Below are 10,004 nucleotides of genomic sequence, written 5' to 3'. Positions count from 1 at the left end.
CAGAAACAGCAAGAGAACAAGCAATAGGTTTTTTGCCTGTTTTGTTGTTAGTTTAGTAGTGTTTTTTTTCATTATGCATTTGTTGTTTATTATTTGATTGTTTTTGTAGAGATCCTTCGGCAGGCTCAGGATGACAAGGTGCTGTCGTGCTGACGAAGGCAGCATCTTGTCATATTGAGCAGAACGTTAGCGGTGTTGAAACATCTTTTTCATTGATCTGATTTTCCTCGTGCCTGGAAAGCTTTGTTCGCCGAAGCTGGAAAGGTGCTTCCCCCTCCGAGGAAAGTGTCTTTCCCTTAGGCTGGTAAGCACCTTTACGAAAAATCAGATTATAGTTAGCGATTTATTAAATCCTGTTGTATCAGTCCTGAAGAGAATGCTAATCCTGAAAATAATAGCATTAATAAAAGAATAATTTTTTTTCATCTTGCATTTAAATTAAAATTAACCTTGAAAAACTTAAATGAGGAAATATTCTAAATACGGAAAGAAAGAAGTACTTCTTTAACAAAGAATAAATTTCTTTAATTTCATCATTTGTGCTTTTGCCCAATTAATTATGTCTTTTGTGTCTTAGATTATCTTTTGTAGTGTCACGAACTTGTACAATCAGTTCTACGCTAATAAAATAATCAATGACAATATTAAGGCGAAGTCTTTTTTTCAACAAAGATTAGATTTGTCAATTTCCGAATTATCCTTATATAACTTTACGGCACGCATTGCGTTTTACAAATAAACACCCTGTTTTTCAATTAATTGAATTAAACTGTTTATTTTTTCACATTACAAAAAGATATTAAATAAGCACTAGTAGAAATCAGCATTTTTACTGTAATTATACATTAAATTTGCAAGCGATCCTCAGATGTTATTATGATAAAAAAATAAATTATGATACTTAACAAAAACACACATTTTATGAAAAAATTATTTTACTCTTTTATTCTTATTTTTTGCTTCCATAGTATGTTTGCAGAAAACATAAAGGAGCCTGATCATCTACCACAAAGTGAAAAACAAATCATTGACCGCTATGATAAAATCGAGATGGATGATAAGGAAGAGGCCAATATTGATGAAATAAAAAAACTATATGAGCAGTCTAAAAAGCTGAACTTTTCCGAAGGAATCCTTAGGGGGTTAATAATACAGCAACAGGTTGCAGCAACGCAAAAAAACTATACCCTTTCCGCGAAATATGGAAATGAGGCAGAGGTTATTGCTGAACAAGTGCAAAATTATAAAGCATTAAGTAAGATCAGTAAGCTTAGAGGATATATTGATATGATGCTGGATAAATATCCCGAGGCTGAAGTTCATCTCAATACATCGATAAGCTACGCGGAAAAAATTGAAAATAAAGCGGATAAGCATATTGCTCTTTGCAGCACATACATGAATCTTGCTGGAATGTATGAAGGGCTTGATAAGCCTGAAAAAGTACTGGAAAGCCTGAAAAAAAGCTTGTACTATATAGAAACAATACCTGCAGATGACTTAGACGAATATCAAAAAAACACATACTATTATCTGTACATTAACGGGTTGGAGAGTATGGGCGGTTATTATATCATTCGTAAACCACAAGATCTTGATCGTGCTGAGCTTTATTTAAAAAAGGTTTTAGATTTTCAAAATACGGCACCGGAATATTTTAAAGGACATGAAATGGATATCTATTTATCTCTGGGTGGTTTATATCATGATAAAGGACAGTATCAAAAGTCGCTGGACTATTCTTTCAAATTTCTTGAAGCTGAGAAAACGCAAAAAGATCCGGTATCCAGATGGAAAGTTTACAATACCATTAAAGATGATTATAAATTTTTGAAAAATACAGATGAAGAAATCAAATATATGCGATTGGCTACTGCTCTGAATGACAGTCTTACTTATGCAGAGAAAAAAGCCATTATATCCCTTTCAAGAGACCAGATAAAAAAATCCGATAATAAAAACAGTCTTTTTCTTGAAAAAATTATAGCTGGAAGCGCAAGCATAATTCTTGTTATTATCATTGGATTCTGGGTATTGATCAATAAAAAAAATAAACTGCATCGCAAAAAATATGAAGAGCTAATTGATAAAATAAATAGTAAAAAAGATACTTCGGCTCCTCTTAGCACGTCATCCGGTAAAATTGAAAATAGTGATACAAGATCTACCATTGTACCGGAAACGGCGAAAGCCCTGCTTCAGAAGCTGGAGAAATTTGAAGCATCGGAAAAATACCTTAAGAAAGAAGCTAATCTTACATGGCTTGCCCATAACCTCAATACCAATACCAAATACCTCTCGGAGATTATCAGGATCTACAGAGGTAAAAACTTCTCAAACTACATCAACGGATTACGAATCAACTACATTGTCCATAAGTTGTACAACGAACCCAAATACAGGGATTATAAAATAAGCCACCTTGTTGAAGAAAGCGGATTTGTCACCTATAAGGTTTTTGTAATTGCCTTTAAAAATGAACATGGAGTTACTCCCTCGTATTTTATCCAAAATTTAAGAAAAGACCAAGCCTGATCATCAAACATCCTGCTAATATTACTAAAAAGAAAACCCACACCAATATTGATGCGGGTTTATTCATATTTATGAAGAAGATTTATTTCTTGATCACTTTGAACGTTTTTGCTTTTCCGTCTTTAGTCGTTGCTTTCACAACGTAAGTCCCTGTAATTAATGTTGATAAGTCTAACTGAACTTTTGACTTATCCAGGCTTGCGAAGTTTCTTACCAGCTTGCCTTCGATGTTGTAAACCGAAACGTTGGTTACGTTCTTTTCGCTTACGAGATTCAGGATGTCTTTTACCGGATTCGGATAATAAGAGATTGATTTTGAACTGATATCATTAACTCCAAGGGATTCTTTCACATCCAATGTATAGTCTTCTGTCTGCCCGTACTGATAAATCGAGTTGTCACAAGGTGTTGTCATAGAAGCATCCCAATTCAACATCACTCTCATTCTTGCTTTACCAACAGTTGCTGTGGAAGGCACTGTGATATCACCTGTAATCTGTCCGCCATCTGTACCATCAGAAGTTACTGCGCCTACCTCATACATCTCGCCTGCATCTGTAAAGCTTCCGTTTTGATTCCAATCTACAAAAACCGTTGCATAATCATAACCGCCATTGGTATTAGCTTCTATGGTAATCGGGTACTGACTGCCCTGATAAACCTCTCCGATTTTGTCAAGATAATATTCGTTAGCCTGGCTGGAATAAGGATCTGATGTGTTATCGATACCTGCAAACTGAACTTTAGTAATAGAATCAACGCCCCAAGTTGGTGTTGTACTACAATAAACATCATTAACCGTTACCTGGAACGAACATACATAAACAATTTTCCCATCCGCATCTACCAGATTGTGGACAACATTGGTAACACCAATCGGGAACTGAGAACCGGATTCGTAGCCAGAAACCAGAACCGTCTGTAATCCTGAAGAAGAGGATGAACCGCAAGTAACCGGTAATGTATAATTAACAACTACTGATGTTTCTGAAGGACTTGCAATTGTTGTTTGGATATTGTCCGGACACGTGATTGAGCAATCGTTACTGCTTAATAACAGATTATTGAGGTTAACAGCCCAGCCTGCCGCAAAGAACGGCGGAATAGAATTATCAAATCCGGCAATGAAGTTCCCATTCGAGGAAATTCCCATTGCAGTTCCTAATTTTCCGTCAAAGGTCGTCACTGCTACATTCTGGCTTGTCAAAATATCTTTCAGGAAAACAGGATTAGAACTTAGTGAAGGGTGATAGATTATTACTTCTCTATTACCAGCCTGTCCTGCATATCCAACAGCAATTCCGTTTTCTGAAATCGATGTAAACACCGCAGAGTCATAACCAGCCGGTACATTAAAAGATTTGTAGATGCCGGTATTGATATTATATATGAAGGGCCTACCATCCTTATAGCCCACTACCTGTCCTGCATCATTGATATCAGCTGCTTCACCATAACCCAAATCTCCGATGTAATGCACTACTCCATCCGGCGTATAATAAACCGGGATCCAATAAGTACTTCCGTTAATAGAATATTTGTTAACAAATCCGGAAACAATGCCCGAACTGTTGATACCCTCGCCTCTTCCATATTCAAAAGAACCGTCGCCGTTTAGTTTTTTAAGAGTTCCGGCTTCTGTATCATATATAAAAGCATAACTTCCTGAAACATCTACAGAAATTTGCCCCGTCACATATTTGCTGTTTTCAGAGATGGCATTGGCACTGCTAAACCAGCTGTTACCTGGTACATCGCCGGCAAAATAGCCAATCGCCGTCCAGACACCATTTTTTCTATAACCCGCCTGCCCCAGTTCCTCACCATCTGAACTTGTATATGCCATTAATCCTGCAACATCTCCTGCGTTATTAATGGAGTTTGTGGCCTGGCCTCCTTCTGTTGGTGTTGTGACGCCTGTTGCAAAATCATAGTAAGCACCTGAATGGATGCCTTTTCCGTTGTCATTAATGTCATAAAGACGTGACCCCATACCGGTAAGAACTTTCAGTTCTATTTGCTGGGCATTGATCTCTGACATTGTCATAATACCCAATAAAAGCAAGTAAACTTTTTTCATAATAAATAAATATTGATAGTAATTTTTCTTAAGCGTTAATGAATTCTTGTCTCAAAAACTTGTTTACAATGTTATATATTAATAACGCCAATACCTAATTTTTTACTTTTATAATTCGTGAATTTTTAAAACACCAAACATTCAAACAATTAATTATCAATACGTTAATAATAAATAAAAATATCCATAGTTCCTACAAAGAATTATCAAAATTCTTCAAATTCACAAATAAAAAAACTATTTTTGTAGTATGTTCAGGGTATTTTTTCTGTGGTTGGTGGTCATTTCCGGTATCGTTCTGGTATCGGCGCAAAGTAATCCAGAAACTTTACAGCTTCTTGACAAAGCTTACAAAAGTCTTTACGAAAATCCCGATAATGCTTTCCAGATTCTTCAGAATATTGATGAAAACAAAGAGTCTGAGCTCATCAAACAACGCGTTCAGATTATCCTTTCCCGGGCTTATAATTTCAAAGGCGATTATGCAAAATCCATTGAGCGATCTATTGATAATCTGAATAAAAACAGGAATGAAAACAACTCTTTCTATGCTGATTTTGCCCTGGCTCAACAATACCAGTCGCTCAGGCTTTACAAACAGTCGATAAGAATCTCTCAAACCCTTGTTGATAAGGCTTCCAAAATCAAATCTCAGCATTATCCGGAAAATCTGTCAGCTTATATCTATCAGCTGAATGCTTCTAATCTAATGGTTCAGAAAAAATGGAAAGAAGCCGAAGAAAATCTGAGTCAGAGTAATGCTGAGTTAAAAAATACGGATGAAGATTTTATCATTTCTATAGAAAATCAGATTTACCAGACATTTATTTATATTTCTAAGAATCAAATTAATAAAGCTGAAAAATCAATTAATGACATCCAGAAAAAGCTGGAGAAAAAACCTCAATATGTATTTCTAAGAGCTTTCAATCTGGATAATTTTGGAAGAATTAATTTTCTGAAAAAAGATTATGCTAAATCAACCGACAATTTGAATCAGGCTTTGGAATTAATTCAAAATAAACCTTACGACGCATTGAGATATAGGATTTATGATGATTTGTCCAAAAATTATCTGGCATTAAAAAATGAAGAACTGTATCAAAAATATTATTCCATATATAAGGAACAAACCGACAAATTAGACAAAAATAAGAAAGACGCTATCCGAAACCTGGTCAGGCTAAACGATCAATATGAGAACAAACGGCTGGAAGACTCTCATAAGAATTTCGTCAGCAATATTCTGATTGTTTCGATTATTTGTATAATAGCAATTTTAGCAATACTTCTTTTCAGCATATTTGAGAAAAGAAAAACAAAATCTATCCAGAAACAAATCGATTTCTATTCGAAACAACAAGATTTCATTAAGAAAATTGATGAAAACAAAATTTCTATTGAATTAAAAGCTGACAAAACAGACGCTGATAATTCTAAAAAAACACCTCTCATTTCCAAAGAAAAAGAAATGGATATCCTTGCACGTCTGGAAGAATTTGAAAAATCGGAAAAGTTCCTGAATCGCGATATGTCTTTGGCAATGCTTGCCGGACAACTGGACACGAACACGAAATATCTGTCCGACGTCATCAACCGATACAAAGAAAAAAATTACAACAACTATATTAATGAACTAAGAATCAATTACATCGCTTATCTTTTGAAAACCGATCCTGCCTATCTTAATTATAAGGTAAGTTATCTGGCGGAGAAAGCAGGTTTCTCTTCTCACAGCGCATTCACAACAGTTTTCAAATCCGTAACCGGCATTTCACCAAACACATACATCCAGCAATTGACTCAGAATAAAAAATGAAACGTTACATTTTCATATTAATCATTTTCTCTTTTACCGGGATTTTCAGATCCCAGTATAATGAGCAATTGTACAAAAAAGCTTTATCGGATATTTATCAAGATCCTGATAATTCTCAAAAAATAACGCAGCTAATGCTGAAAAACGAAAAGAATCCGGATAATCTCATCAAGCTTTATAAACTGATGTCGCATTCCTATATTTCAAAACGCGAATTCGACAAATCTCTGGATTGGGTTCTGAAGATGAAAGAACTGAGTAAAAATGTGACCAATCCGGAACAAAAAGTAAAAATCCTGAATGCAACCTCCATACAATATCAGCAAATGGGACTCAACAGCAAGACGTTGGAAATCCTGGATGAATCTTATCAGATTTGCAGCCAACTTCCAGATGGGAAATTCAAAACTTATTATCTCGGTCTCAACTCTGCTTTGAGAGGTTTGGTCTATAAATCACAGGACAATAACGAGCTGGCTTTGGAAAAACTGCTCATCGGGTTGGAGTATCTGAAAAAAGTGGGAAATTATGACAATGCCATTGCAAACAGCAGTGTTTTCCTCTACAATATTGGCTACTGTTATTTTTATTTGAAGAGATATAACGAAGCAGAAAAATATTTCAGACAGTCTGCAGAAGTCGCCAGGTCGGTTAAGGCAGAGAGTTTGGAGGCTTTTGCCTACAAAGGTTTGTCCGAGAATTTCACGGCTTTGGGAAAACATCAGGAAGCGATAGAGCTTTTGAAAAAATCGGTCAATCTGTCCAAGAAAGTCGGCGATTTGGTGTTGAGCGAAGGGATTTACAAAGGTTTTTCTGACAATTATCTCGCTCTGCAAGATTGGAACAATTATGAAGTGTACAACAAACTGTACATCGAAACCAAATTTGCAAGAGAACAAAGCGAGCTCGCTTCTCTCAACAAAAGTATCGATGTACTGAACCAGGAAAACAACAGAAAAATCGAGGAACAGAAAAGCAGGTTGAAAATCATATTATTCATCATCATTGCAATTTCTTCAGCGGTTTTTATCTGGTTTCTTATTAAATTTATATCGCACAAAAAACGAAACAAATTATTATCAGAAAAGCTGAATCAGATCAACAAAATCACAACCTAAGAATGAAGAATATTTTTGACCAAAACGACACCAATCACTTTATCAAGAGAATCAATGCACTTACCGAGGACTCTTTCCCAAAATGGGGCGTGATGTCCGTTGACAAAATGCTGGCGCACTGCAACGTGACGTATGAACTCATCTATGAACAGGAAAAACATAAAAAACCGAATCGTCTCATGAAGTGGGTTCTGACACGCTTCGTAAAGCCAAAGGTCGTAAGTGAAACACCATACAAACACAACTCTCCAACCGCTGCAATGTTTGTCATTACAGATGACAAAAGCTTCGAGGAAGAAAAAAAGAGAATTATCGGATTCATCCAGAAAACGCAACAATTGGGTGCAGAAGCCTTCGAAGGAAAAGAGAGTTTTAACTTCGGAAAGCTCACGGCAACCGAATGGAACAATCTGATGTCCAAACATCTCGATCACCATTTGACGCAGTTTGGAGTATAATGATTTAGCTCGCTGATTGACCGGATTTTGCTGATTTATCTGCTAAATCAAAGAAATCTGTGAGAAATAAATATCGATTTGGGCAGCTTTATCCGTCTTCCACTCCCGCTTTTTTCTGTCATTGCGAACAAAGTGAAGCAATCTATACAACTTTAGTCAATCGCAATGGCAGAAAAAGAGCTCCGTTCAAGCCGGGCTGCGAGTGATTCAACGTTTAAAAAAAATTAGTTATGAAAAAACTTTTCTTTCTTTTGATAATGATTTTTGGAATTTTTACATTTTTCAATGCCCAAGAAGTTGAGAAATTAATCAAAAATAATAACGAATTTTTAATTGGGAAAATCGACAATTCTGCCAACCTGAAAGTTCTTTTTGAAACTGTCTCTGCAGAGAATCAAGAAAAAAACACTTACAAAGTTTTTGGTTTCTCAGATGTAGAAGGAACAAAAGCTTACTTCGAAGGAATCATAACTTTTGACGCAGAAAAAACTAAAAATTCCAAAGACCAGTTCAAAATCTATTATTTGAAACTCTCGGAAAAAGGAAACGGAAAACACAACGGAATTTTCTCCGGAGAATTAACTATCAAAGAATCATCAGACAAAAACCAATTGAAATTTGAGGGGACTTGGACCAACTATGGAGATACGCTGAGCTTTCCGTTCTATTTCAATAATTAAATCAATATAAACAAAAGACACTTCGACAAGCTCAGTGTGACATATCTAACGCTAAGCATTGTCAGGCTGAGGCTCTCGAAGCCACTCAAAATAATAAAATTCTAAAAATGAAACTTTTCACACCTATAACATTCAGAAATGTAGAGCTGAAAAACCGAATCGTCATGTCGCCAATGTGTATGTATTCTGCTGAAGAAGGCGTTGCCAATGATTTCCATTTTGTTCATTACGGTAGCCGTGCTCAAGGTGGCGCCGGATTGATTATTGTAGAAGCAACCGGCGTTGAACCCAGAGGAAGAATTACCAATAAATGTCTCGGAATCTGGAATGACGAACAAGCTTTGGCCTTGAAAAAAATCGTTGACTTTGTTCATCAGAATTCGGAAAGCAAAATTGGAATTCAACTGGCTCACGCCGGGAGAAAAGGCTCTGTTTCTGCCGAAACCAATCGCCAGATGAGCCTGGAAGAAGGCTGGGAAACCATTGCGCCAAGCCCAATTCCTTTTCATCATTCCGAAAGAATACCTCACGAATTATCTGTTGAGGAAATCAAAGCCCTGGTAGAAGATTTCCGAAAAGCAGCAAAAAGAGCGGTTGAAGCTGGATTTGATGTTTTGGAAATTCACGGTGCGCACGGTTATTTGATTCATCAATTCTTATCGCCACTTTCCAACACAAGAACCGATGAATATGGTGGAAGTTTTGAAAACAGAGCAAGATTCTTAATGGAAATCGTAGATGCCGTTAATTCCGAAATCACAGAAAAACAGGCGCTTTTCGTAAGAATCTCCGGAACAGAATATGCTGAAAATGGTTGGGAAATAACTGACAGTGTTGAGCTTTCCAAAACTTTAAAAGATAAAAATGTAGACCTGATAGATGTTTCCAGTGGCGGAAATATCAATGGTGTTACAATCCCTTTGAGACCAGGTTACCAGGTTCCGTTGGCTGAGGATGTAAAGAAAAATGCTGAAATCCAAACCGGAGCTGTTGGATTAATCACTTCCGCAGAACAGGCAGAACAGATTCTGCAAAACGGACAAGGTGATTTGATTTTCCTGGCTAGAGAAATTTTGAGAAATCCTTATTTCGCAGTTCAGTCTTCCTGGGAAAGTGGCGATGATTGTTTTTATCCGCATCAGTATCTGAGAGCGAAACCAACAAAATAAAAACCGCCCTCACGGAAAAGAACGGTTCTAAATGAATTTAGATTTATCATTTTGGAATTACTAAGATAAAGAATAAGAAAGCCTGTCCCAATTTTACCAAGCTGACTTTTGACAGAATATCAAAGAAAAACTTTCCTTTTTGGAA

At 36.3% G+C, this 10,004-nt stretch carries 7 protein-coding genes; 6 read left to right on the top strand and 1 reads right to left on the bottom strand.

Annotated features, from left to right (window positions below):
- Nucleotides 1-921: 921 nt before the first annotated feature.
- The gene (locus QOL71_RS12250; protein WP_283417190.1) at nt 922-2,535 is read left to right on the top strand and encodes a helix-turn-helix domain-containing protein; all 1,614 of its coding nucleotides are present in this window, start codon (nt 922-924) and stop codon (nt 2,533-2,535) included.
- Between the two features lie 82 nt (nt 2,536-2,617).
- On the opposite strand, the gene QOL71_RS12245 is transcribed toward QOL71_RS12250, so the two are convergent.
- Complete coding sequence (locus QOL71_RS12245) at nt 2,618-4,615, bottom strand: GEVED domain-containing protein (RefSeq protein WP_283417189.1); 1,998 nt, start codon at nt 4,613-4,615, stop codon at nt 2,618-2,620.
- A 250-nt stretch (nt 4,616-4,865) separates the two neighbouring features.
- On the opposite strand from QOL71_RS12245, the gene QOL71_RS12240 reads away from it, so the two are divergent.
- The 5 genes from QOL71_RS12240 (at nt 4,866) to namA (ending at nt 9,859) form a co-directional block, all read left to right on the top strand.
- A complete protein-coding gene (locus QOL71_RS12240) occupies nt 4,866-6,434 on the top strand; it encodes a helix-turn-helix domain-containing protein (protein WP_283417188.1) in 1,569 nt (522 codons plus the stop codon).
- Nucleotides 6,431-7,552, top strand: a complete 1,122-nt coding sequence (locus QOL71_RS12235) for a tetratricopeptide repeat protein (protein WP_283417187.1) — start codon at nt 6,431-6,433, stop codon at nt 7,550-7,552. Before QOL71_RS12240 ends, QOL71_RS12235 begins: the two co-directional genes overlap by 4 nt.
- A 2-nt stretch (nt 7,553-7,554) precedes the next feature.
- The gene (locus QOL71_RS12230) at nt 7,555-8,010 is read left to right on the top strand and encodes a DUF1569 domain-containing protein (RefSeq protein WP_283417186.1); all 456 of its coding nucleotides are present in this window, start codon (nt 7,555-7,557) and stop codon (nt 8,008-8,010) included.
- Between the two features lie 230 nt (nt 8,011-8,240).
- Nucleotides 8,241-8,690 (top strand): hypothetical protein, encoded by a 450-nt coding sequence (locus tag QOL71_RS12225; protein ID WP_283417185.1) that lies wholly within the window; start codon nt 8,241-8,243, stop codon nt 8,688-8,690.
- Between the two features lie 107 nt (nt 8,691-8,797).
- Nucleotides 8,798-9,859, top strand: a complete 1,062-nt coding sequence (gene namA / locus QOL71_RS12220) for an NADPH dehydrogenase NamA (RefSeq protein WP_283417184.1) — start codon at nt 8,798-8,800, stop codon at nt 9,857-9,859.
- Nucleotides 9,860-10,004 lie beyond the last annotated feature (145 nt).

It is taken from the genome of Epilithonimonas pallida (genome assembly GCF_900182975.1).
Classification (GTDB): Bacteria; Bacteroidota; Bacteroidia; order Flavobacteriales; family Weeksellaceae; genus Epilithonimonas; species Epilithonimonas pallida.
Note: the sequence above shows the minus strand (reverse complement) of the source record. Positions and strands in the feature narration are given on the sequence as shown.